This window comes from Streptomyces similanensis (assembly GCF_039543625.1).
Taxonomy (GTDB): domain Bacteria; phylum Actinomycetota; class Actinomycetes; order Streptomycetales; family Streptomycetaceae; genus Streptomyces; species Streptomyces similanensis.
Genome location: NZ_BAABKC010000044.1, coordinates 230,140 through 252,760, shown reverse-complemented (window position 1 = coordinate 252,760; position 22,621 = coordinate 230,140). Strand labels below are relative to the sequence as shown.

20 protein-coding genes and 1 pseudogene are annotated in these 22,621 nt (G+C 70.5%); 16 read left to right on the top strand and 5 right to left on the bottom strand.

What is annotated here, in order from left to right; translation table 11 throughout:
* Positions 1–24 precede the first annotated feature (24 nt).
* The 4 genes from dnaJ to ABEB07_RS15265 all read left to right on the top strand — a co-directional run bounded on the left by dnaJ (position 25) and on the right by ABEB07_RS15265 (position 4,317).
* Complete coding sequence (dnaJ, locus tag ABEB07_RS15280; RefSeq protein ID WP_176149838.1) at positions 25–1,206, top strand: molecular chaperone DnaJ; 1,182 nt, start codon at positions 25–27, stop codon at positions 1,204–1,206.
* Positions 1,207–1,211: 5 nt separating this feature from the next.
* Positions 1,212–1,661 carry a heat shock protein transcriptional repressor HspR gene (locus ABEB07_RS15275; RefSeq protein WP_176152047.1) on the top strand — a complete coding sequence of 150 codons (450 nt, stop codon included), beginning with the start codon at positions 1,212–1,214 and terminating at the stop codon, positions 1,659–1,661.
* A 280-nt stretch (positions 1,662–1,941) separates the two neighbouring features.
* Positions 1,942–3,042: a sugar ABC transporter substrate-binding protein gene (locus ABEB07_RS15270; protein ID WP_176152048.1), complete on the top strand. Its 1,101-nt coding sequence runs from the start codon at positions 1,942–1,944 to the stop codon at positions 3,040–3,042.
* Between the two features lie 231 nt (positions 3,043–3,273).
* On the top strand, positions 3,274–4,317 hold the full coding sequence (locus ABEB07_RS15265) for a helix-turn-helix transcriptional regulator (protein ID WP_164585804.1): 1,044 nt from the start codon (positions 3,274–3,276) through the stop codon (positions 4,315–4,317).
* On the opposite strand, the pseudogene ABEB07_RS15260 reads toward ABEB07_RS15265, so the two are convergent.
* Both ABEB07_RS15260 and ABEB07_RS15255 read right to left on the bottom strand, forming a co-directional pair.
* Positions 4,280–4,432, bottom strand: a pseudogene (locus tag ABEB07_RS15260) (helix-turn-helix domain-containing protein); the annotation flags it as partial. The gene ABEB07_RS15265 and the pseudogene ABEB07_RS15260 sit on opposite strands and share 38 nt — an antisense overlap.
* Before the next feature lie 128 nt (positions 4,433–4,560).
* Positions 4,561–5,505 carry a helix-turn-helix transcriptional regulator gene (locus tag ABEB07_RS15255; RefSeq protein WP_345668814.1) on the bottom strand — a complete coding sequence of 315 codons (945 nt, stop codon included), beginning with the start codon at positions 5,503–5,505 and terminating at the stop codon, positions 4,561–4,563.
* 377 nt (positions 5,506–5,882) lie between these two features.
* On the opposite strand from ABEB07_RS15255, the gene ABEB07_RS15250 reads away from it, so the two are divergent.
* The 4 genes from ABEB07_RS15250 (at position 5,883) to ABEB07_RS15235 (ending at position 11,175) form a co-directional block, all read left to right on the top strand.
* Positions 5,883–6,218, top strand: coding sequence for a Rieske (2Fe-2S) protein (locus ABEB07_RS15250; RefSeq protein WP_164585802.1), 336 nt, complete (start codon positions 5,883–5,885; stop codon positions 6,216–6,218).
* Between the two features lie 495 nt (positions 6,219–6,713).
* Entirely contained in the window at positions 6,714–9,311 is a 2,598-nt protein-coding gene (clpB, locus tag ABEB07_RS15245; RefSeq protein WP_345668813.1) for an ATP-dependent chaperone ClpB, read from the top strand.
* 239 nt (positions 9,312–9,550) lie between these two features.
* The gene (locus ABEB07_RS15240) at positions 9,551–10,081 is read left to right on the top strand and encodes a YbjN domain-containing protein (protein ID WP_164585800.1); all 531 of its coding nucleotides are present in this window, start codon (positions 9,551–9,553) and stop codon (positions 10,079–10,081) included.
* 236 nt (positions 10,082–10,317) lie between these two features.
* Positions 10,318–11,175, top strand: coding sequence for a hypothetical protein (locus ABEB07_RS15235; RefSeq protein WP_345668811.1), 858 nt, complete (start codon positions 10,318–10,320; stop codon positions 11,173–11,175).
* On the opposite strand, the gene ABEB07_RS15230 is transcribed toward ABEB07_RS15235, so the two are convergent.
* Complete coding sequence (locus ABEB07_RS15230; protein WP_345668809.1) at positions 11,176–11,433, bottom strand: hypothetical protein; 258 nt, start codon at positions 11,431–11,433, stop codon at positions 11,176–11,178.
* Between the two features lie 155 nt (positions 11,434–11,588).
* On the opposite strand from ABEB07_RS15230, the gene ABEB07_RS15225 reads away from it, so the two are divergent.
* Positions 11,589–12,293, top strand: coding sequence for a nucleotidyltransferase domain-containing protein (locus ABEB07_RS15225; RefSeq protein WP_345668808.1), 705 nt, complete (start codon positions 11,589–11,591; stop codon positions 12,291–12,293).
* A 48-nt stretch (positions 12,294–12,341) separates the two neighbouring features.
* Here the strand turns inward: ABEB07_RS15225 and ABEB07_RS15220 are convergent, their stop codons facing one another.
* A complete protein-coding gene (locus ABEB07_RS15220; RefSeq protein ID WP_345668807.1) occupies positions 12,342–13,295 on the bottom strand; it encodes an FAD-dependent oxidoreductase in 954 nt (317 codons plus the stop codon).
* Positions 13,296–13,305: 10 nt separating this feature from the next.
* Positions 13,306–14,751, bottom strand: a complete 1,446-nt coding sequence (locus tag ABEB07_RS15215) for a carph-isopro domain-containing protein (RefSeq protein WP_345668806.1) — start codon at positions 14,749–14,751, stop codon at positions 13,306–13,308.
* Between the two features lie 248 nt (positions 14,752–14,999).
* On the opposite strand from ABEB07_RS15215, the gene ABEB07_RS15210 reads away from it, so the two are divergent.
* Genes ABEB07_RS15210 through ABEB07_RS15180 form a run of 7 tightly spaced genes read left to right on the top strand, consistent with a single transcriptional unit; the run spans position 15,000 to position 22,619 of the window.
* Positions 15,000–15,482 carry an ATP-binding protein gene (locus ABEB07_RS15210; RefSeq protein ID WP_345668805.1) on the top strand — a complete coding sequence of 161 codons (483 nt, stop codon included), beginning with the start codon at positions 15,000–15,002 and terminating at the stop codon, positions 15,480–15,482.
* A gap of 43 nt (positions 15,483–15,525) precedes the next feature.
* Positions 15,526–16,839 (top strand): glycosyltransferase family 4 protein, encoded by a 1,314-nt coding sequence (locus ABEB07_RS15205; protein WP_345668804.1) that lies wholly within the window; start codon positions 15,526–15,528, stop codon positions 16,837–16,839.
* On the top strand, positions 16,836–17,834 hold the full coding sequence (locus tag ABEB07_RS15200; RefSeq protein ID WP_345668803.1) for a D-2-hydroxyacid dehydrogenase: 999 nt from the start codon (positions 16,836–16,838) through the stop codon (positions 17,832–17,834). The genes ABEB07_RS15205 and ABEB07_RS15200 overlap by 4 nt, the downstream gene beginning before the upstream one ends.
* Positions 17,835–17,837: 3 nt before the next feature.
* Entirely contained in the window at positions 17,838–18,947 is a 1,110-nt protein-coding gene (locus tag ABEB07_RS15195; protein ID WP_345668801.1) for a radical SAM protein, read from the top strand.
* Positions 18,947–20,062 (top strand): hypothetical protein, encoded by a 1,116-nt coding sequence (locus ABEB07_RS15190; RefSeq protein ID WP_345668800.1) that lies wholly within the window; start codon positions 18,947–18,949, stop codon positions 20,060–20,062. The genes ABEB07_RS15195 and ABEB07_RS15190 overlap by 1 nt, the downstream gene beginning before the upstream one ends.
* 17 nt (positions 20,063–20,079) lie before the next feature.
* Positions 20,080–20,880, top strand: coding sequence for a radical SAM protein (locus ABEB07_RS15185; RefSeq protein ID WP_345668799.1), 801 nt, complete (start codon positions 20,080–20,082; stop codon positions 20,878–20,880).
* Positions 20,881–20,903: 23 nt separating this feature from the next.
* Complete coding sequence (locus ABEB07_RS15180; RefSeq protein WP_345668798.1) at positions 20,904–22,619, top strand: carbamoyltransferase C-terminal domain-containing protein; 1,716 nt, start codon at positions 20,904–20,906, stop codon at positions 22,617–22,619.
* Positions 22,620–22,621: the final 2 nt, after the last annotated feature.

The following is a 22,621-nucleotide window of genomic DNA, read 5'->3' as shown; positions in this document are numbered from 1 at the left end:
CGCACGGGAGGAGGGACGTCGGGGATGAGCACCAAGGACTTCATCGAGAAGGACTACTACAAGGTTCTCGGCGTCCCCAAGGACGCCACCGAGGCCGAGATCAAGAAGGCGTACCGGAAGCTCGCCCGCGAGTTCCACCCGGACGCCAACAAGGGCAACGCCAAGGCGGAGGAACGTTTCAAGGAGATCTCCGAGGCGAACGACGTCCTCGGCGACCCCAAGAAGCGCAAGGAGTACGACGAGGCCCGCGCCCTGTTCGGCAGCGGCGGCTTCCGCCCGGGTCCGGGCGGCGGCGGTTCGTTCAACTTCGACCTGGGCGACCTCTTCGGGGGCGCCCAGGGCGGTGGCGGCGGCCAGAGCGGCGGCTTCGGCGGCGGGCTCGGCGACGTCTTCGGCGGCCTGTTCAACCGGGGCGGCGCGGGCGCGGGCACACGGACCCAGCCGCGGCGCGGCCAGGACATCGAGTCCGAGGTCACGCTGAGCTTCACCGAGGCCATCGAAGGGGCCACGGTCCCGCTGCGGATGTCCTCGCAAGCGCCGTGCAAGGCGTGTTCGGGCACCGGCGACGCCAACGGCACGCCGCGGGTGTGCCCGACCTGCGTCGGCACCGGGCAGGTGGCGCGCGGTTCGGGCGGCGGGTTCTCGCTGACCGACCCGTGCCCGGACTGCAAGGGCCGCGGCCTGATCGCGGAGAACCCGTGCGAGGTCTGCAAGGGCTCCGGGCGCGCCAAGTCGTCGCGGACGATGCAGGTCCGCATCCCGGCCGGGGTGTCGGACGGGCAGCGCATCCGGCTGCGCGGCAAGGGAACTCCGGGTGAGCGCGGCGGCCCGGCGGGCGACCTGTACGTGGTGGTGCACGTCGGGGAGCACCCGGTCTTCGGCCGCAAGGAGGACAACCTCACCGTCACCGTGCCGGTCACGTTCGACGAGGCCGCGCTCGGCGGCGAGGTGCGGGTGCCCACGCTCGGCGGGCCGCCGGTGACGCTGAAGCTGCCTCCGGGCACGCCGAACGGCCGGACGATGCGGGCGCGCGGCAAGGGAGCGGTCCGCAAGGACGGCACCCGGGGCGATCTGCTGGTCACCGTCGAGGTGAGTGTTCCGAAGGACGTGTCGGGGAAGGCTCGTGACGCGCTGGAGGCGTATCGCGAGGCGACCGCGGGCGAGGACCCGCGGGCGGAGCTGTTCGAGGCCGCGAAGGGAGCATGAGGGAGATGGACGGCCGCCGTCGTAACCCGTACGAACTGACGGAAGACACACCGGTGTACGTCATCTCCGTGGCGGCGCAGCTGTCCGGACTGCACCCGCAGACCCTCCGCCAGTACGACCGGCTGGGGCTGGTGTCCCCGGACCGCACCGCCGGCCGGGGCCGCCGCTACTCGGCCCGCGACATCGAACTGCTCCGCCAGGTGCAGCAGTTGTCGCAGGACGAGGGCATCAACCTGGCCGGCATCAAGCGCATCATCGAACTGGAGAACCAGGTCGTCGCGCTCCAGGCCCGCATCGCGGAGATGCAGTCGGCCCTGGAGGGCGCGGCGGCCACGATGCGGCAGCGCGAGGCGGCCGTCCACGCCTCCTACCGGCGGGACCTGGTGCCCTACCAGGAGGTCCAGCAGACCAGCGCGCTGGTGGTGTGGCGGCCCAAGCGGCAGCAGCCGGACTGAGGTCCGGCGGGTTCGGACCGGAGGGCCGGGAGGCGTACGTCTCCCGGCCCTCCGGCGTGCGGGCCTCCTCGTCGGGGGAGTTGATGGAGGGTCCGTAAAGGGGGTTTGGAGGGGGAATGCGGGAGGCTCCGCGAGGTTTTCACAGCACAAGCGGAACGGGTGTTGTCATCTCGTTAAGCGGGACGGCTTGACGCCGGTACCGGGGGCCGCGTTGGCTTTTCAGTCACCTGGGTCGCAATGCTGCGTCCTCGTCCGGAAGGCACCAGAAGTGAGCACCTCGATGCGTCGTATCGCCATAGCCGTGGCCGCGTCCACGCTGTCCCTCCCGCTGGCCGGCTGCGGGGCGCTCGGCGGTTCGGACGGCGGCAGCAGCGCGACTCCGTCCAAGGGCAACGACGTGAAGGTGGGTCTGCTGCTGCCGGAGACGGCGAACACCCGCTACGACAAGTTCGACGCCCCGATCTTCAAGACCAAGGTGGCCGAGCTGACCGACAAGCAGGGCGTGGTCGAGTACGCCAACGCCGGGGCCAGCGCGACCAAGCAGGCCGAGCAGATGCAGCAGATGATCGACGACAAGATGGACGTCATCGTGCTGGACGCCGTCGACGCGCACGCCATCGCCGAGCAGGTGAAGAAGGCCAGGACCGCGGGCATCTCCGTCATCGCCTACGACCGGCTCGCCGAGGGGCCCATCGACGCGTACATCTCCTTCGACAACGAGCTGGTCGGCGAGGTGCAGGGCCGCTCGCTGCTGGAGGCGGTGGGCTCGACCGGCTCCCCCAAGATCGTCATGATGAACGGCTCGTCCACCGACCCGAACGCCAAGCAGTTCAAGGAGGGCGCCCTCGCCCAGCTGACCGGCAAGGTGACGATCGCCAAGTCCTACGACACCAAGGACTGGAAGCCGGAGATCGCCCAGGCGCAGATGACCGAGGCGATCGCCGCGATCGGCCGGGACGGCATCGCCGGCGTCTACGCCGCCAACGACGGCATGGCGGGCGGCGTCATCAAGGCCCTGCACGCCGCGGGCGTCACCAAGCTGCCGCCGATCACCGGCCAGGACGCCGAACTCGACGCCGTGCAGCGCATCCTCGCCGACGAGCAGTACATGAGCGTCTACAAGTCCTACCCGACCGAGGCGGAGAACGCCGCCGAGATGGCCGTCGCCAAGGTGCAGGGCAAGGACATCCAGTTCGACTCGCTGACCCGGGACAAGGTCAACAGCCCGACCGCCAAGAACATCCCGGCCCAGCTGGTGCCCGTGGTCGCCCTGACCAAGTCCAACATCAAGGACACCGTCGTCGCCGACGGCATCTACAAGACCTCCGAGATCTGCACCGCGTCGTACAAGACGGCGTGCGCGGCGGCCGGGCTCAAGTAGTCCCGCGCCGGCCCGCGGTGGCCGGCCGGCGCGGCCGCCTTCCGTCCGGCGGGGCACCCGTCCGGGTTTTCCCGGGCAGGTTCCTGCAGCGCGCCGGGCGGAGGCCCGTACACACCGGTCGATACCGGTGGTTATGGGCGCTCCGGTCCGGGCAAGCCGTGTTGCACAGCCGGTCCGGGCCGCGCATAGTTGCGCTGCGGAAAGACGCGGAGACCGGGGGTGTGACGGGCCATGGCCGGGCACGGGACCCAGGAGCATCCACACGGTGCTGACCGACTGTGCGACGCCGGCGAGCGGGTGTACTCGCGGGCCGTGCGCCGCGGCCGGGTGCCGCGCCGGGACGCCGAGCCGGTGCCCTGCCTGCTGGAGCTCGCGCTGCTGCACCCGGACCCGGACGACATGGACTTCCTGGTGCCGACCGCGCCGCAGGAGGTCATGACCCGGCTGCTGCGCGGGATGTACGACGAGGTCAGCGCGAGCCACCGGCGGGTCGGCTCGGCGGTGGCCGCCTACGAGCGGTACGCGGGCCTGGGCGGCCCGGTGCGGCTGCCCGCCGCCGCCGGCGAGGGCAGCGCGATACGCGTCCTGGACGGCCTGTCCCGCATCCAGGCGGCGATGGACGAGGCGACCCAGGCGTGCCGCACGGAGGTGCTGACCGTCCAGCCCGGCGGCATCCGGCGCGAGCACGAGCTGTCGGAGGGCCTGCCCAGGGCGCTGGCGCTGCGCGCCCGGGGCGTGCGGATGCGCGACCTGTACACGCATGTGGCCCGGCACGGGCAGGGCCTGCTCACCTATCTGGAGCTGATGGGCGACGCGGTCGAGGCGCGCACGCTGGACGAGGTGATCGACCGGCTGATCCTGTTCGACCGCACGGTCGCCTTCGTCCCCGCCAACGCGGATCGCACCATGGCGCTGGAGCTGCGCCACCCGGCGCTGGTGGAGTACCTGGTGACGGTCTTCGAACGGCTGTGGCGGCTGGCGATCCCGCTGACCGCGCCGCTGCCCGACACCGGCATCGAGGGCATCTCGCACCGGGAGCGGTCCATCGCCGCGCTGCTGGCCGAGGGCCACCAGGACGCGGTGATCGCCGAGCGGCTCGGCATCAGCGTGCGCACCTGCCGGGCGCACATCGCCCGGCTGTCGGAGACGCTGGGCGCGGCCAGCCGTACGCAGCTGGGCGTGCGGATCGCCCAGGCGGGGCTGGACGGGCCGCCGGGCGCCGACGGGGCGGCCGCGGTCAGCGGTCCCGGTCGAGGATCCCGGACCGCGCGATGAGGTAGCCGAGTTGGGCCCGGCTGGCGCTGCCGAGGGCGGCGGCGAGCTTGGCGATGTGCTCGCGGGCGGTGCGGACGTTCATGCCGAGGCGGTCGGCGATGACGGCGTCGGTCATTGCTCGCGCAATGGTCCGGTCGAGGCGGCCCTTGTCGCGGAGCACCGTGGCAGCTCCTCGCGCCGTCGCTCGTCGTCGACGGCCGGGTGCGGCAGGCCGTGGGCGGGCAGGGGTCTCTCCGATCGGGTTCAGTCCTGTTGTCTCAGGATGCCGGACTGGGCGATGAGGTAGCCGAGCTGGGCCCGGCTGCCGCTGCCGAGGGCGGTCGCCAGCTTGGCGATGTGGGCCCGGCAGGTGCGTACGTTCATGCCCAGGCGGCGGGCGATGGCCTCGTCGACGTGGCCCTCGACGAGGAGCTTGGCGATGGAGTGCTGGATCTCCGTGATGCCGTCGGGGGCGGTCTCGTAGGGGGCACCGGTGCTCAGCGGCACGGCGCGGGCCCACATGAACTCGAAGACCTTGATCAGGTAGCGGACGAGGCCGGGGTGGCGCAGTTCCAGGGCGACCTGGCGGTCGTCGCGAGTGGGAATGAACGCGACCGTCTCGTCGCAGATGATGAGGCGTTCGACCAGCTCGTCGATGGTGCGGTACTCCACCTTGCCGTCGGCGAACTGCGAGACGTAGCCGATCGTCTCCGGGCTGTAGCGGGCGGTGTGCTGGTAGAGGGTGCGGATGCGCACCCCGCGTTCGATCAGCGGGCGGTCCCGTTCGAGTCCCTGGACGAGGATGTGTTCGAGGCGGCGGCCGCTGGGCTGCACGGTGAGCATCTCCGAGCGGCACTCGGCCGTGGCGAGGTCCAGCGCCGCGTTGATACGGTCCAGGCCCTCCAGCACCGAGATGGAGTGGGTCGCCGCGGTGACCTGGGTGCTGAGCGCCATGAAGGGCTCGAAGGCCTCGGCCAGCTCCACCGACAGTCTCCTGCGGTCGGCGATCTCCCGCTCGATGGGGTTGAGCCGGTGGGCCAGGGCGACCGACGGAGGCACAGGTCGCAGCCAGTTCGGGTCGTCCGGATCGGGGTGGAGCAGGGAGAATTCCACCAGGCAGGGCGCCGGCTCGGCGGCCTCCCGGGCGAGGCGTCCGGCGCGGAGCGCTTGGGCGTACAGACGGCTTCCCTCGTCACACAGCTCACTCATCGCATGGGGATGTGTGACGTTGGTCCGATTCGTCAAGAAATCTACACCCCCCAGGGTCCTGAACATGCAGGAACATGATGCACCGTTTGGGTGGCCATGACGTGCCGGAATGAGCCATCGTCTATTTCTGACGGGGGAGAGGGGACCTTCAAGTGAGGACGAAGCCGACTATGCACAAGAGAATGCTTCGCTCGGTGCTTGTTGCCGCCTGCTCTGCCGTCATGGCCGTCAGCGCACTGGCTGGCCTGTCTGGCGCGAAGGGGCACGTGAACCGGGCGGACAGCACGTGGGGAGTGGTCGCACCCAAGGGTGCGAAGAGCGTCACGGCCGCATCGGCTTCTTCGGAGCGCCCGGACGACAGTACGTGGGGCTGACTGATGACCACACCACCCGACGACCGCTCGTTCCGGCGGGAGATGGCCACCGCCTACCGGTCCGGCTGGCACTTCATCGACCTGGTCACCGCCATCCCCCACAGCGGTGACTCGTTGATGGTGACCGTCTTCGGTGAGCCGGTCGTCGTCACCCGGGACGAGGACGGAGACGTACGGGCCTTCCGGTGCCTGCGCCGGCCTCGCGGGGCCCCACGGCCCGTGCGGTGTGCCATCCGGTACGGAATGATCTTCGTGAATCTCGACCAGCGGGACCACCGGCAGGTGGCGCCGGAGCCCGCCGACATCAGGACCATCTCAGCCACCCCCCGCAGTGCCTGACGCGATTCCCCCGTCGTAACAGATCGCTCAGGTGCTTCCCCCCCGCAGCGGCGTCACCGTGACCTGAACACGGTGACGCCGCTGCAGTTTTGCGTGCCTTCGCAGCGGTGTCGCCCGATCCGGGCTGTGGCTGGAAACAGCCCCTCCGGGCACTTCTCGCGCGCCCATGTCACTTCCTGGTGTCGCCCCCCGCCCTCCCGTTCGCCGACCGCGCCCGCACCGGGCGCGCTTTCGCGTGCCCGCAGGAAGCTGCAATGCGGCGAGGCGGGGGCACCCGATCCCTGGGCCCGATGTCCTTGGGCCCGATGTCCCTGGGTCCGCTATCCCGGGGCCCGATCCGGCGCGCCCCGGGAAACGGGCCTCCCGAATCCACCTTGAGTGGAATAGACTCAACTTTGTGCACGTTGACCGAGTCAGTACGGGAGGCGTGCCCGTGGACAGGTGCGTGCCCGTGGACAGGGCAGAGGGCCGACGCCGAGGAGGAGAGAAGCGACCGTGGACGCCGAGCTGACCAACAGGAGCCGGGACGCGATTCAGGCGGCCGGCAACCGAGCCGTGAGCGGGGGACACCCCGACCTGACCCCGGCCCATCTGCTCCTCGGGCTGCTGGAGGGGCAGGACAACGAGAACATCATCGACCTGCTGTCGGCCGTGGACGCCGACCAGGCGTCGGTCCGCGCGGGCGCCGAGCGCGTCCTCGCGTCCCTGCCGAGCGTGACCGGCTCCACCGTGGCGCCGCCGCAGCCCAACCGTGAGCTGCTGGCCGTCATCACGGACGCGCAGAGCCGGGCGAAGGACCTGGGCGACGAATACCTGTCCACCGAGCACCTGCTGCTCGGCATCGCCGCGAAGGGCGGCGCGGCCGGCGAGGTGCTGGAGCGGCAGGGCGCCAGTGCGAAGAAGCTGCAAGAGGCGTTCCAGAAGGCGAGGGGAGGGCGCCGGGTGACCACACCCGACCCCGAGGGTCAGTACAAGGCCCTGGAGAAGTTCGGCACCGACTTCACCGCGGCGGCGCGGGAGGGGAAGCTGGACCCGGTCATCGGCCGGGACCAGGAGATCCGCCGGGTCGTGCAGGTGCTGTCGCGGCGTACGAAGAACAACCCGGTCCTCATCGGTGAGCCCGGCGTCGGCAAGACCGCCGTCGTCGAGGGGCTCGCCCAGCGGATCGTCAAGGGCGACGTGCCCGAGTCCCTGAAGGACAAGCGGCTGGTCTCCCTGGACCTCGGGGCGATGGTCGCGGGTGCGAAGTACCGCGGCGAGTTCGAGGAGCGGCTGAAGACCGTCCTGGCGGAGATCAAGGACTCCGACGGGCAGATCATCACCTTCATCGACGAACTGCACACGGTCGTCGGCGCGGGTGCCGGCGGCGACTCCGCGATGGACGCCGGCAACATGCTCAAGCCGATGCTGGCCCGCGGCGAGCTGCGCATGGTCGGCGCGACCACGCTGGACGAGTACCGCGAGCGGATCGAGAAGGATCCCGCGCTGGAGCGGCGCTTCCAGCAGGTGCTGGTCGCCGAGCCCAGCGTGGAGGACTCCATCGCGATCCTGCGCGGGCTCAAGGGCCGCTACGAGGCCCACCACAAGGTGCAGATCAACGACTCCGCGCTGGTGGCCGCCGCGACCCTGTCCGACCGCTACATCACCTCGCGCTTCCTGCCCGACAAGGCCATCGACCTGGTCGACGAGGCCGCCTCCCGGCTCCGGATGGAGATCGACTCCTCGCCGGTCGAGATCGACGAGCTCCAGCGCGTCGTGGACCGGCTGCGGATGGAGGAGCTGGCCCTCGACAAGGAGACCGACGCCGCTTCCCGCGAGCGGCTGGACAAGCTGCGCCGCGACCTCGCCGACAAGGAGGAGGAGCTGCGCGGTCTGACCGCCCGCTGGGAGAAGGAGAAGCAGTCCCTCAACCGGGTCGGCGAGCTGAAGGAGAAGCTGGACGACCGGCGCGGCCAGGCCGAACGCGCCCAGCGCGACGGCGACTTCGACACCGCCTCCAAGCTGCTGTACGGGGAGATCCCGGACCTGGAGAGGGAGCTGGAGGCCGCCTCGCGCGCCGAGGAGGAGGCCGCCAAGGACACCATGGTCAAGGAGGAGGTCGGCCCGGACGACATCGCCGACGTCGTCGCCTCCTGGACCGGCATCCCGGCCGGCCGGCTGCTGGAGGGCGAGACGCAGAAGCTGCTGCGCATGGAGGACGAGATCGGCCGGCGGCTGATCGGGCAGGGCGAGGCCGTGCAAGCGGTCTCCGACGCGGTGCGCCGCTCCCGCGCGGGCATCGCCGACCCGGACCGGCCCACGGGCTCCTTTCTCTTCCTCGGCCCGACGGGCGTGGGCAAGACGGAGCTGGCCAAGGCGCTGGCGGACTTCCTGTTCGACGACGAGCGGGCCATGGTCCGCATCGACATGTCGGAGTACAGCGAGAAGCACAGCGTGGCCCGGCTGGTCGGCGCCCCGCCCGGATACGTCGGCTACGAGGAGGGCGGCCAGCTCACCGAGGCGGTGCGCCGGCGGCCGTACAGCGTGGTGCTGCTGGACGAGGTGGAGAAGGCCCACCCGGAGGTCTTCGACATCCTGCTCCAGGTGCTGGACGACGGCCGGCTGACCGACGGACAGGGCCGCACCGTCGACTTCCGCAACACGATCCTGATCCTCACCTCCAACCTGGGCAGCCAGTTCCTGATCGACCCGATCACCAGCGAGGAGGAGAAGAAGGAGCAGGTCCTGGAGGTCGTCCGCGCCTCCTTCAAGCCGGAGTTCCTCAACCGGCTGGACGACCTGGTGGTCTTCTCGGCGCTCACCAAGGACGAACTGGGCCGGATCGCGGAGCTCGCCATCGGCCGCCTCGCCAAGCGGCTCGCGGAGCGGCGCCTGACGCTGGACGTCACGCCCGAGGCGCTGGCCTGGCTCGCCGACGAGGGCATGGACCCGGCCTACGGCGCCCGTCCGCTGCGCCGCCTGGTGCAGACGGCCATCGGCGACCGGCTCGCCAAGGAGATCCTGTCCGGCGAGATCAAGGACGGCGACACGGTGCGGGTGGACCGGTTCGGCGAAGGACTGCTGGTGGGCCCGGCCACGGGCAAGACGCTGTAGCGTCCGCTCCCACGGCCGCGGCACGGCCCCCTTCCCGGCTGCGCGGGGAAGGGGGCCGTAGCCCGTTCGGGTCCCGGTGCGGCGCGGCGTGTCAAGGCCGGGTCCGGGCGGGTACCCGGCCTGCGGCCGCCCGGGTGACCGGATCGTGTCAGCCCAGGGCTGACAGGGGCCGCCGGGGCTTGCCACGCCCCTCCCCGGATGGGGGAGGATGGCGGGATCCGTACGAAGGGAAAAACACGGTGAGCATCGACCCGTCCTCGATTCCGAACTTCGGGGGCCAGCCCGAGCCGCAGCCCCAAGGACCGGCGGGCCCCGTCGTCCCGGATCAGGACCTTGTGAAGCAGCTCCTGGACCAGATGGAGCTCAAGCACCTCGTCGACGAGGAGGGTGACCTCGTCGCGCCGTGGGAGCAGTTCCGCACGTACTTCATGTTCCGCGGCGAGGGCGACCAGCAGGTCTTCTCGGTGCGGACGTTCTACGACCGGCCGCACAAGATCGACGACAAGCCCCAGCTGCTGGAGGCCATCGACGACTGGAACCGGCGCACCCTGTGGCCCAAGGTCTACACCCACACCCATGACGACGGCGCCGTCCGCCTCATCGGTGAGGCGCAGATGCTGATCGGCACGGGCGTGAGCCTGGAGCACTTCGTCTCCTCCACCGTCAGCTGGGTGCGGGCCGCGCTCGAGTTCGACCGCTGGCTGGTCGAGCAGCTCGGCCTTGAGGAGGAGATCGACGAGGCGGACAAGCCGGAGGACGGCGAGGAGTAGTCCGCGTCCACGCCGGCCTACCGCCACCCCGCACGAACGAGAGCCCGGCACCCGCGCGCCCCACAGGACGCCGCGGGGGCGCCGGGCTCTCCGCGTGCCCACAGGGCGGCGCACGGTGCTGGGCTCTTCGCGTGCGCGACGTGGCCCGGCTAGCCCGCCAGGGCCTTCAGTCGGACGCAGCCGCTGGTTTCTCGTCTTGAAGTACCTCTCGCTGCCTCGCTGCTACGGTCGCGTGTATGACGCTCTCGGTCTCCACGAGTCAGGCTGTCGACCTACGCGTACAGCCGGTTGACGAGATTCTGGATCGCGTCGCGCGGTCTCTGCGGGTGTGCTTCCTCCTGGATACGGCGATGCGTAAGCGCAGGTCCGTGGGGGCCCGGACAGACCGTGAGACCTGGGTCCGCATTGAGCGACGCCCGCTCGGAAAGATCACCGATCAAGGGTGGAACGGCGCGGAGTGCGCCGCCCGCTTGGACGGTGTCGCCCAGCCGGCATGGCGGGGATGCGTGGTCTGGCGGGACGAGGACGAACCGGTGATGTGGCGGGCCGACGAAACCGACCTCCTGCCCGCCGCTCCGGTCGGGAACGCCGTTCTGAGCGAGAACCCGGGACTCTCGGACGAGTGGTGGGACGGGTTGAACGCCTCTCTGGACGCGCTGGCGGCGCACCAGACAAGGCGGGTCGCCACACCGGACACCGAGACCATCACCCAGGCGTCGGTCACCGACGCCATTCGGGCTGTCTTTCCCGGCGATTTCGATACGGCCGTGCAGCGTTGGGTGCCCGCGCATGCCGACCTGAACTGGGCCAACGTCACCGGCCCGGTGTTCAGCCTCTTCGACTGGGAGGACTGGGGAAACGCCCCGCGAGGACTGGACTCGGCCTCGCTGTGGGCGAGCTCGCTCGCCGTCCCGTCCCTGGCCGATCGTGTTCGGCAGGAGCGTCGGCGGGACTTCGACAGCCGGGACGGCAAGCTGATGACGCTGTTCGTCTGCTCGAAGATCCTTGGTCCGTACGCGCACCCTGAGGATCCTCGGCTGGAGCCTGCACAGCGCAGGGCCGAGCAGGTCATCGAGGAGCTTCAGGCGCACTGATCAGCGCGAGCGGTCGCGGAGGAGCTTCCGGTACTCCTGGACGGTCCGTTCCTCCACCTGGCCTGCCAGGGCTCCGACGAGTTCCTCCAAGTGGGTCGGCTCGTCGGTGCCCACGGCGATGGAGCAGGCCCGCGGGAGGTGGTAGGCGGCTCTGAACGCTGCCTGGACGCGAGAGAGCCGACCGCCGTCCTGGAGGAAGAGTCGCGGGTCCAGCCTGTCCCACACCGAGGCACTGGTGCTGCCACCGAAGGGGCTCATCCCCCAGACTTCGCCATCACTGAGCTCCCAGACGCCGGTGAGGGTGTCCGCCGCGTCCAGCGTTCTGGCGCTTCTGAGACGCGGAGCGCTAGACATCGCGGTCCAGTCGCAGAAAACGGTGTGCGCGCGGTGGGGGCAGTGCTGATAGTTGCCCCATGGAGGCGATCGAGGCCGCACGCGCCGTTGTGGACGAACAGCACTCCGAAGCGCGCGCCGCGTTCCTGGGCGGCAGCGTCGTGACGGGTCGCCGCACGGTGACGTCGGACCTAGACATCGTGGTCCTGGTCTACGGAGCCCCCGCCCCCTACCGTGCGAGCCTCCAGTACGCCGACTGGCCGGTGGAGATGTTCGTGCACACCGAGGCGACGTGGCACGCCTACGTCGAAAGGGAGCTGCGCAAGCGCCGGTCACCGCTGCTGTGGATGTGTGCCGACGGGCTGCTGCTCTTCGACACCGACGGACTCGGAGCGCGCCTCGCCGCACAGGCCCGGAAACTGACCGCCGCCGGACCACCACCGGTGCCGTCGGAAGAGATCGACGACCGCCGCTACGCGATCACCGACCTCCTCGACGACCTCGCAGGAAGCAACGACCAGAGCGAGCGTCTGTTCATCGCGACCGAACTGGTCCGACGCACCGGTGAGCTGGCACTGGCCGTTGGCGGGTCGTGGGGTGGCGGTGGAAAATGGCTGGCACGCCGTCTTGAGACGACCGCGCCAGGGCTCAGCACACGCCTCCACCACGGCCTACAGGAGGCACTGGCCGGGAGAGTCGAGACTCTCGTGGCCGTCGTGGACGAGGTGCTCGGGCAGACCGGTGGCCGGTTGTGGGTCGGCTACAAGCGTGCCGGGACTCCCTAAACGATTCCGCGCTGCGGACGTCGCAACGTCTGTTCTTCCACGTGCAGATCACTTGGCGGAGAGCAACGCCCGAGCCTCCTCGGCGCACCCCCACGACAGCGTGACGCCGGCGCCTCCGTGCCCGTAGTTGTGCACGACCACGGTGCCGTCCTCCCCCGACTCTTCCTCCACACGGACCGTGGTGCGGGTCGGTCGAGCGCCGATCCGGTGCTCCAGGACACGGGCCTGGGCGAGGCGGGGCTCGACCTCGGCACAGCGGGCGAGGATGCCGGCCGCAGCCTTGTCGTCGGGGGCCAGATCGCCCTGGCCGTCGATCGCTGTGCCGCCCAGGACGACGGTGTCGCCGTGGGGGTAGAAGCACAGGAGGTCCGGGGAGAGGCCGGTGTCCTCGGAGAAGAACTCGGTCAGCCCGGGGTTGGTGACGACGACGTGCTGGCCGCGGATTGGCCGGAGGTCAGGGTCCGGGACCAGTTCCTGGGCACACAGGCCCGTGCAGTTGACGATCACAGGAGCAGGGCCGGCGTCCGCGAGCGAAGTCAGGCGCCGCCGCTCAACCGTTCCCCCAGCGGCATCGAGGCGACGCAGAAGGTAGTCGAGGTAGGTGGGCATGTCGATCAGCGGCACCGTGAACCGGTAACCGGCCGAGAACCCTGCCGGCAGTTCGGCCGGCTCGCACGGTCGGAAGCCGGGCAGTGCGGTGGACCAGTCCGGTGGAGCCTCGGCCGTGCGGGACGCCTCAATGCCGCTGGTGAGCCGGACGCCCGTGGACGGGTCCTCGGCCAGCTTCCGAAAGATCTCCAGCGACCTTTGTCCCCACTGGTCGACCTTGTCCTTCGGCTCGACCAGGTACGGGCCCCACATCGCCCCTGCCGCCAGCGAGGTGACACCCGGCACCTGCTCGGCAATCACGTGCACCGAGACTCCGGCCTCGGCGAGAACGACAGCGGTGGTGAGCCCTGCCACCCCAGCCCCGACAACGACAACGCGCTCCCCTGCGGTCATGATCCTGACCCTAACGGCCGGGTTGCGTCGACGGGGCGTGTTCGGCGAGGGCGTGCTCCAGGGCTGGCAGGAAGCTGCGCACGTGGGCGTTGCGCTGTCGGCGGCGCAGGTCTGCGGCGAGCTGGTGGAGCAGAGCCGCGCTGCGAGGCGAGCGCACGACGTCGAGGCGGTCCGTGACGATCTGGCCGACCTCGCAGGCCGCCTCCAGATCACCATGAGCGCTGTAACCCAGGGCCAGCCAGGCCCCTTCGAACATGGCCCTGCGCTGGCTGGGGTCACCGCGCGGGACGTCGTACGCCCCGGACCGGAGCATCTCCGCACCCTGAGCGAGGAAGCGTCGTCCCCGCGTACCACCGTCCGTCTTCAGCTGGGCGCGGCCCATCTGGACAAGGCCGTAACCGGCCTGGCAGTCGAGGTGGTTGTCGGTGAGGAAGTACATCCAGCGGGGTTCCTCTTGGCCGCTGTCCCGGCTGGTGATCAGTTCGCGTGCGGCCCCACGGGTGTGGGCGAAGTCGTTGTCACGGTCGGCGGTGGCGTACGCGTACGCGAGCCGGGACAGGACGGATGCTCGGACGACCGACGGTGCGGCGTCGCTGGCGCGGCGGGCGGCCTCGCCGAGGGCGATGGCGTCCGCCGGGTGGCCCCGGCTCGCGGCCTGGAACGAGAGGTCGCCGAGGATGTGGGCGCACAGGGGCAGGTCGTTGACCTGATGCGCCGCGCGTAGCGCCGTGGCGAAGTAGCGCTGCGCCAGACCGTGATCTGCTGCGTCGAAGGCCATCCAGCCGGCCAACTGGCCGATCTCCGCGAGCGCGCGAATGAGACGGCTCGCGACGGCGGGAGGGTGACCGCTCTCGCGGGTCAGTAGGCCGACCGCGCGGAATTGGGCACCTACGTAGGGGAGATGCCGTGCCCCACCGTGCTCGTCATCGAGCGCGGAGAGCATAGGCAGGTGCTGTTCGACTTGGTCCACGAGCGGATCGGCACCCACGGACGGTGTGATCCGATGCGTGTACTGGCCGCGCCCCGCAGTGCCGTCGAGGTACTGGGCGACGATCTCGAGGAGCCCCGCACCTGAGATCGCGAGGAACCGGCGTCGGTCGACGAGCCCTCCCATCACCCAATCCTCCACGGTCGCCTCCATGCCCTGCACGGTCCAGGGCCGTGCGAGATCCGTGTCGGCCGGAACGAGCGTCGAAGAGTCGCCCACGCGGCCCTGCCAGAGTTCGGCCACCGACATAGGTCTACCCAGCTCCTGGGAGAGCACGTAGGCGGCCATCATCGGTAATGGCGAGCGCGGCAACGAGCCGGCGTCCCGCCAGTGGTAAGGCGCCGACTCAGCAACCGTCCCAGCTCCGAACACCCTGTTGAGCTTGCGAGCGAGCGCCTTCGGGCTCCACCCGAGTTCATCGAGGCACCCAGCCAGTACGGCGTTGGGTTCCCCTGCCTGCGGTGCCACGTGCGACCACCTCTTGCCCCAGTGGTTCGTCCATCACTTCTCGCGCTCCCTCATGGTGACGTCCTCGGACGGCTGATTCGCCTCCTTCGCAAGGAAGTTGACCGAGTTGACCCGTTGATCGGGTCCTGCGTGACCGGCCTCATCCGGTGTTCTGGGATCTCGGTGGAAGGCGCCGCCTTCGGTGCCGACGGAGAAAGGAGTGGGCCTTGAGACACCGCACGAGCGCGTCTGGAAGCCGTCCGGGCATTGTGCTGGAGCGCGACGTCGGACAACCGGTCTCCGTCGCCAGGCAAAATCGCATCGGCAACACCGACGCGACCACGCTGATCACAGATCTGCCATACGGACCGAAAGCGGCCGAGACCGCCCGAGAGGCTGTGGTGGTCGCCCTCCACGGCGCAGAGGCGGACCTCCTCGAAGACGCCCGGCTGATCACGTCCGAGCTCGCGACGAACGCCTTCGCCTCGGGCAGCCCGCCCCTGGTCCTGTGCGTCGACCGCACGGCACCGACCACCGGCGGGCTGAAGGTCGAGATCACCGTCACCGACGGCGGCTGCTCCCACTCCCTGCCGTTCTCCCCTCCAGCTTCCGAGGAGGAGGCCGAATCGGGACGAGGGCTGGTCATCGTCGAGGCCCTGGCCGACGACTGGTCGCTGGCGACCGGCACCCACGGCACCCGTGTCTGGTGCCGACTCACCCGCCAGCCCAGCCCGTCGACCGCCAGCACCTGACGCCCACGCCCGCGCTCCCTCTCTTCGAAGGAGGCACCACACGGTGCGCATCGACCATGCCACTCCACCACTCCCGCCCACGGCCGCCGTACCGGAGGCGGTCCGCCAGCCTCGTGTCATCGTCGCCCTCCACGAGGGCTTCTACGGTGCGGCGTCGGGCACGGGCTTCAGCAACCGGGCCTTCCTCACGGCCCTCGCCCGCCTGCTGCCGCCTCGCCGCCTCTCCGTGATCACCCCGCACATGCCGGATACGGCAGGAGCGCACGACCGGCGGCGGGCCGGCGAGGTCCAGCGCATACTGCGGCAGGCCGAGGCCGACGTCATCACGATCCCGGAGGTCCAGGCGGCGCCGGACTCGATCCACGGTTCCATGCAGCTGTGCGACCTGGCATGCGAAGCGGCCGTACGCATCGCCGACCGCGCGAGCCGGTGCCTCCTCATCGGCCTCGACGTCCCGTTCCTCGGGCTGGCCCCCTATACATCGCCGACCACGGACCTGTTGCTCGTACCCCGCTCTACGACCGCGTTGACAAGGCCCAAGGACATGTCCCGCGTCCGCTGGGAGCGGGACGCCCTGCGGAGGGCGATCGTACGAGGCGGGCGGATCGGCGCCATCTCCTCCCACATGCGCGGCCACCTCGTCGTCAGTTACGCCGTCCCGCGAGGAAGCATCGTCAGCGTCCCGAACGGGCTGATCCAGGAGGAGATGGCCCCGCCGACGAGCGCGCCGCCCCTGCCCTTCAAGGCCCGCGCCGGATTCCTTCTCGCCATGGGCCGTGCTGTGCCGACGAAGGGCTTCGCCGACCTCCTGGAAGCGCTGCGCATCCTCAAGGAGCGCGGGGGCCGCGCTCCACACCTGGTCCTGGCGGCGGTGACCTCGGACGAGCACGAGCGCCCGACCTCGTACCAGGAGGACCTCGCGGCGCGCATTCGCGCGTACGGCCTGAACGCGACGCTGATCACGAGCTTCACCCCCGCGATCTGCGCCTGGCTGCACAACCCGGCCTTGCGTGCGGTCGTCGTTCCCTCCCGGGAGGAGCCCTTCGGTCGCATCCCCCTGGAAGCGTTCGCGGCCGGAGCGGGCCCGGTGGTGGCTACCACGGCCGGCGGGCTGACCCAGACCGTCGTCGAAGGCGAGACCGGCTTCACCGCCGCACCCTGTGACGCCAGGTCCCTGGCCTCCGCACTCCACCGCGCCCTGACCGTCCTGCCCCGCGAACGCGACCGGCTCCGGAACGCCGGGGCGGCCCTCGTGCGCTCGCGCCACGACTACGAGGCCAGCATCGGTTCCGTCATCGAGCGCATCGCTCCTTGGGCTCTGGTGCCGGCGTCGAGCGCGGTGGGCCGAGCGCGATGAACCGGCCGGTCGTGTTGATCAGTCTGGAGTCCCCGCACTCCTTCTGGCGGCTGTCCGCCGAGCACGAGCAGGCGCTGTCCGCCGCCTTTCCCGGTGTCGAGTTCCGTACGGCGACCGAGGGAGCCGTGCCGCACCAGCTGGCTGAGGCGCACGTCTACTTCGGCTGGACGTTCAAGCCGTCGTGGCTGTTCGGCGCGCCTCATCTGAGGTGGATCGCGTCCCCGGCCGCCGGCACCGACCATCTGCCCGTCGCCGAGGCCCACTCCGTCGGGGTGGCTCTGACCCGCTCGTACGGATTCCACGGCCGACCCATGGCCGAGCACGCCATGGGGCTGGTCCTGGGCTTCTCCCGCGGGTTGTTCATGAGCCAGCTCGCCCAGCGGAACCGGACCTGGTGGAAGGACGACCTGGCCGAAGAGTTCTTCGACCTGGCAGGGGCGACGATGACCATCGTCGGCTGCGGCAGTATCGGCGAACACCTCGCGCGTGCGGCCCGCTCCTTCGGGATGGACGTCATCGGCGTACGGCGCACGCCGCCAGTGGCCGCCGAGGGCGGGATCACATGGATGCACACGTCGGCGGTGCACCAGGCGGTCGCCGTTGCCGACGTGGTGGTCGATCTGCTGCCCGCCACCCGGGCCACGGACCGCTTCTTCGACCACGACCTCTTCGCGGCGTTCAAGCCGAAGTCCATCTTCCTCAACCTCGGCCGCGCGGCGACCGTCGACCAGGCGGCCCTCCTGGCCGCCCTCAACGCCGGCCACCTTCGCGGCGCCGCCTTGGACGTCTTCGACCCGAAACCGCTGCCCGCCCGCCATCCGCTGCGGCTCCACCCCTGGGTCGTCCTCACGCCGAAGAGCTCCACGCTCAGCCGCACGTACATGAACGAGGCGGTCACGTTCTTCGCCGACAACCTGCGCCGCTACCTCACCGACCAGCCGCTCAACGGCCTCGCCGAGGCCCCCGCCGCCTGCTCTCCCTTCGTAGGAGGCTGACCGATGCCCGCCACACGCCACCGTGACCTGGCCGCCGCCTTCGCCGCGACCGGCCGCAACCACCCCTACCTGGCTTTCACCCTGAACTCGCTCTGCAACCTGGACTGCGTGTTCTGCAAGCCCCGCTGCATGCCGGACTACGGGCACAAGGACCGCCCCCTGACCGCCTCCGACTACGCGGCCATCGCCGCCGAGGCCGGCACCTGGAAGATCAAGAAGGCACACTGCTCCGGCGGCGAGCCGACCCTCCGCGCGGATATCCTCGACGTGATCGCGGGCCTCGCCGACGGCCTCGGACCCGACGCCGCGATCGGCATGACCAGCCACGGCAACCTGCGCCGCGGCCTGAGCGTCGAGAAGCTCCACGGTGCCGGCCTGACGTACCTCAACCTCAGCCTCCACAGCCTCGATCCCACCCGGTCCGCCGAGATCATGGGCGGCGGCGACCCGCGCATCACCCGACGCACGCTCGACATCGCTCTCGCCCTCGGCCTGCGCGTGAAGATCAACTGCGTTCTCCAGCGCACTTACCTGGACGACGCCTTCGCCGTCGCCGAGCTCGCCCGCGACCTGCCCGTCGCCGTCCGCCTGATCGAGCTCCAGAACATCGGCCCCGCCCAAGCGCTCTTCGACACCGAGTTCATCAACGAGGCGGAAGTCCGAGACCGCCTCCACGAGTGGTTCGCGAACGCAGGCGAGGTCCGCAGGGACGAGCTCGGGGTCCGCAGCCCCGGGCAATACCTCCGCCCGGCCGGCTGGGCGGGATCGATCGGCTTCATCTCCAACTCCAGCTGCGCCACCTGCTCCGACGCCAACCGCATCAAGATCACGCCCACCGGTGTGGCCCGCCCCTGCATCCTCCACAACCGCGACATCCCCCTGAAGCCCCACCTCGCCGAGGGCACCCTCGACGACGCCTTCGCCCACCTCTTCCAGGCCATGCTCGACCGCAACACCAACGACGCCTGGCAGGGCTTCCACTACGTCGACTACGACCTGCGCTGGGACCGGATGGAGCGCCCCGAAGGCACTCCCGTCCTGCCCGTGCTGCCGCTGCTCACCACGGACGCGGCCCGGCCCGCCTGCGCCCGCGCCTCCTCGGGGGAACGGTGATGGCGGTGATCGAAGCGCCGTCCCTCTACATGGGACTCGGAGCCCTGTACGAACGCGAGCTGGACGCCCACGGCATCGGCGCAGTGATGCTCACCCACAAGTGGCAGCCGGCCGACCTGCTGGCTCCCCACTCCGACATCGACGTACGGGTCCTCCTCTCCCAGGCCCCGACGGACTGGGAGGAGTGGAACCACCGCCTGGCCGCCGCGCACACCGCCGCGGTCGGCAGGGAGAACTCCCACCGGCGTCTCTTGGAGCATCCGCCCGGCTTCGCGTTCACCGTGGCCGAGGCAGACGGGCGGCTCGTCTCCGCACCCGAACTCGCGACCTGGTCGCTGATCAGCGGAAGCACCCGGGACTTCCAGCGCTGGAAGTCCCGAGCGCAGATGGCGCCGTGGTGCGACGTCGACGAGCGGTTCTATCGGGGCATCCTCCACGGGCGACTGGGCGGCCGGTACCAGCTGGCGGCGGACAGTACGGACAACGTGGTGGAGGACATCGTCGCGTACCGACGCCATTGCGCGGCCTGGCACTACCTGGCCCCCTGCTGGTTCGCCGCAGCCGCGCTCGCGACACGGACGCGCTGCCCCGGCAAGACGGCCGCCCTCACACAGTGGCGGCCGGAGGGGCTGGACGGGTACGCCGAGCTGTTCCTCGGGCACGCCGAAGATCGACCCGATGCCCGTCCGCGGAGTCCGCGCCACCTGCTCCGCACGGCCCACGTGGCCCTCGAGGCTGCGATGCGCTGCGTTCCCGCCGCGGGGCCCGCCGGCCAGGGCGAGGAGCACACCCGTACCGACTGGGTGATGACCGCCGGGATGCTCCGCGTCCGTGTCGCCCGCTGGCTGTACTACCTTGACCCGCCGCCCAGCGTGGCGACCGACTACCTGATCCGGCGCGAGGCGAAGGAACTCCGAGCCGCCGCGCACACCCTGAACGCGCTCGCGGCCGACGAGGCCACTCCCACCCAGCGGCTGGCCGCCCGGATGGCGGCGTTGATCCCCACCGGGCCGACCACCGCCGGCACCCTGCGCGCGACCCTCGCGCTCTGGCACCGGCAGAAGTCCACCGTGCAGGACTTCCTCAGCCTCACCCCCGGTGACATCCACCCTTGACCCAAGGAGTCCCCGCCATGCCCGCGCGTGCGCCCCTGCCCCGCATCCTGAAGACGGCCAAGATCAAGATAACGACGAAGTGCAATCGGTCCTGCGACTTCTGCATCTTCGCCGACGGCGCCCAGGGCGAGAACATGTCCCTGGAACTGTTCTCCACCATCCTGGCCAGACTGGAGACCTTCCCCTTCCAGCAGCTGCACATCAACGGCGGCGAGCCCACCGTGCACCGCGACTTCCCCGCCCTCAGCGACGCGGCCCGTACCCGCCTGCCGGACAAGGTCATGGTCCTGGGCACGAACGCCATCACTCTGGCCCGCAACAAGCGAATCATGGAGGCCACCCTCCGCTCGTACGACCAGGTCCTCATCGGCTGCGACGACGAGCACGAGAACTACGACGAGGTCCACGCCGTCGTGCCCCGCCTCCGCGAGGCCGGCAAGACCGTGGTCATCAACAGCGTCCTGGAAGGCATCAGTTCCACCCGCCTCGCCCAGCTCGCAAGGCTGTGCGACGCGTACGGCGCCATCCACGTCACCAACCACGTGCACCACGTCGACATCGGCCAGCCGGCCAACGAGCTGCGCGGCCTCTGCGACCGCTACCTCGACCAGCACCTGATGATCGAGATGGACGGGTCCTGCTACCGCTGCTTCAACGCCATGGCGAAGGAGGACAGCGAATTCAGCATCTGGGACGAGGACTTCGCGGCCAAGGTGTTCGCGCCCCGAGGCCGCCACTTCCGGTTCTGCCTGCGCTGCCACGAGTACACCGACTCCGGCGCCGCCCTGCTCCCCGCCCCGGCCGCCCGCACCGTCTGAACCCAGACCGGAGGTACGCGACCATGCCCGCAGTCCTCGGACTGAACTTCCACCACGACACCAGCGCCGCCTTAATCGTCGACGGCCGCCTCTACGCGGCCGAGGAGGAACGCTGGAGCGGCGTCAAGCACAACCACCCCACCCGCAAGGGCACGCTCACCGCCCCGACCCGCGCGCTCCAGTGGTGCCTGGAGGCCGCCGGCCTCGACCCGCAGGACATCGACGCCGTCTGGGCCGCCTCCATGCGCCCCAACCCCGCCGCCGGCTGGTGGCTGGCCGAGGAGCGAAACGAACTCGCTGGCCTCCTGCCCGCCCCGCTCGGCGAACACCTCCGCCTGCTCTCCCACCACACGGCCCACGTGCTCTCCGGCTACCTGCTCTCCGGCCACGACCACGCGGCCGGCCTCGTCATTGACGCCGGCGGCTCCTCCCTCGGCTCCGACTTCGGCCCGGGCCGCGAGCGCATCACCGGGTACTACCTGCGACCCGATCGCATCGACCGCGTCCACCAGGGCATGCCGACCGTCGTTCCCAGTCCGGCCGGCCCCCAGCGCGTGCACTCCTCCCTCGGGCACTTCTACCGGAACCTCGCGCGGCGGGTGGTCCCGCCCGGCGACGAGCCCGAGGGCAGCATGATGGCTCTCGCGGCCTTCGGCGATCCCCAGCGTTACGGAGCACAAATCCGCGAGCTGGTCCGGCTCGGCGACGACGGCGAGGTCCGCATCGATCACCCCTGGGGCTCGGAGGACAGCAGCACACCGCTGCTGCTCGGTAGCCGGGCCTGGACCGCCGACAACGTCGCGGAGGTCCCGGAATACCAGCGGGCGGACCTGGCCGCCGCCGTCCAGGAGGTCTTCGCCGAGTCCGTCGTCCACGTCGCCCGTCACCTGCAACGGCTCACCAGGTCGTCGACGTTGGTGTTCTCGGGTGGGTGCGCCCTGAACTCCCACCTCAACGGCCAGCTGGCAGCCGACAGCGGCTTCGACACTCTCTTCGTGGCACCGGCCCCGCACGACGCGGGCACCGCCGTGGGCGCCGCGCTCTACGGCTGGCACTACCAGCTCGGCCAGGAGCGCCTCCCGGTACCGGCAGACGCGGCCTGGGGCCCGCACCCGGGCGTCCTACTGGCGGCTGCGGTGCCGCCCGGATACCGTTCGTTGCCCGACCTCGGTCCGGGTCTGGCGCCCACGGTGGCCGCACTGCTCGCCGAACACCACATCGTCGGCTGGGTACAGGGGCAGCTCGAATTCGGCCCGCGAGCCCTCGGCCATCGCTCGATCCTCGCCCACCCTGGCCACGCCGCCACGCGCGACCGGCTCAACGCGATCAAGAGGCGAGCCACGTACCGCCCCTTCGCCCCGGCGGTCCTCGCCGAGCACGCCACAGAGTGGTTCATGTCGGCGGGCGACCCCTTCATGAACCGTGTCGCCCGCGTCCGCCGATGCCGAGCGGACCGCATCGCCGCGGTCACCCACCACGACGGCACCGCCCGCGTGCAGTCCGTCGCCGCCGACCACCGGGGCCTGCACGAACTCCTGGCGCAGTTCCACGAGCGCACCGGACTGCCGCTGCTGCTGAACACCTCCTTCAACCGCAAGGGCACCCCGATCCTTCGGACTGCCGAGCAGGCCGTGGCAGCGATGGCGGACCTGCGCCTCGACGCCCTGGCGGTCGGCGACCGCCTGCTCCTCGCCGACCACGCGCCCGACCCCCGTGCCACGGCCCTCCGTGCGAGGTGAGG

Excerpts from the sequence above, each read along its gene's own strand:
- ABEB07_RS15195 (WP_345668801.1), top strand. The coding sequence starts at position 17,838 with ATGCCCGCCACACGCCACCGTGACCTGGCCGCCGCCTTCGCCGCGACC.
- ABEB07_RS15190 (WP_345668800.1), top strand. The coding sequence starts at position 18,947 with ATGGCGGTGATCGAAGCGCCGTCCCTCTACATGGGACTCGGAGCCCTG.
- ABEB07_RS15180 (WP_345668798.1), top strand. The coding sequence starts at position 20,904 with ATGCCCGCAGTCCTCGGACTGAACTTCCACCACGACACCAGCGCCGCC.
- ABEB07_RS15255 (WP_345668814.1), bottom strand. The coding sequence starts at position 5,505 with ATGAGTGAGCTGTGTGACGAGGGAAGCCGTCTGTACGCCCAAGCGCTC.
- ABEB07_RS15225 (WP_345668808.1), top strand. The coding sequence starts at position 11,589 with ATGGAGGCGATCGAGGCCGCACGCGCCGTTGTGGACGAACAGCACTCC.
- ABEB07_RS15250 (WP_164585802.1), top strand. The coding sequence starts at position 5,883 with ATGACCACACCACCCGACGACCGCTCGTTCCGGCGGGAGATGGCCACC.
- ABEB07_RS15265 (WP_164585804.1), top strand. The coding sequence starts at position 3,274 with ATGGCCGGGCACGGGACCCAGGAGCATCCACACGGTGCTGACCGACTG.
- ABEB07_RS15230 (WP_345668809.1), bottom strand. The coding sequence starts at position 11,433 with ATGAGCCCCTTCGGTGGCAGCACCAGTGCCTCGGTGTGGGACAGGCTG.
- ABEB07_RS15185 (WP_345668799.1), top strand. The coding sequence starts at position 20,080 with ATGCCCGCGCGTGCGCCCCTGCCCCGCATCCTGAAGACGGCCAAGATC.
- ABEB07_RS15275 (WP_176152047.1), top strand. The coding sequence starts at position 1,212 with ATGGACGGCCGCCGTCGTAACCCGTACGAACTGACGGAAGACACACCG.
- ABEB07_RS15200 (WP_345668803.1), top strand. The coding sequence starts at position 16,836 with ATGAACCGGCCGGTCGTGTTGATCAGTCTGGAGTCCCCGCACTCCTTC.
- ABEB07_RS15270 (WP_176152048.1), top strand. The coding sequence starts at position 1,942 with ATGCGTCGTATCGCCATAGCCGTGGCCGCGTCCACGCTGTCCCTCCCG.
- dnaJ (WP_176149838.1), top strand. The coding sequence starts at position 25 with ATGAGCACCAAGGACTTCATCGAGAAGGACTACTACAAGGTTCTCGGC.
- ABEB07_RS15235 (WP_345668811.1), top strand. The coding sequence starts at position 10,318 with ATGACGCTCTCGGTCTCCACGAGTCAGGCTGTCGACCTACGCGTACAG.
- ABEB07_RS15220 (WP_345668807.1), bottom strand. The coding sequence starts at position 13,295 with ATGACCGCAGGGGAGCGCGTTGTCGTTGTCGGGGCTGGGGTGGCAGGG.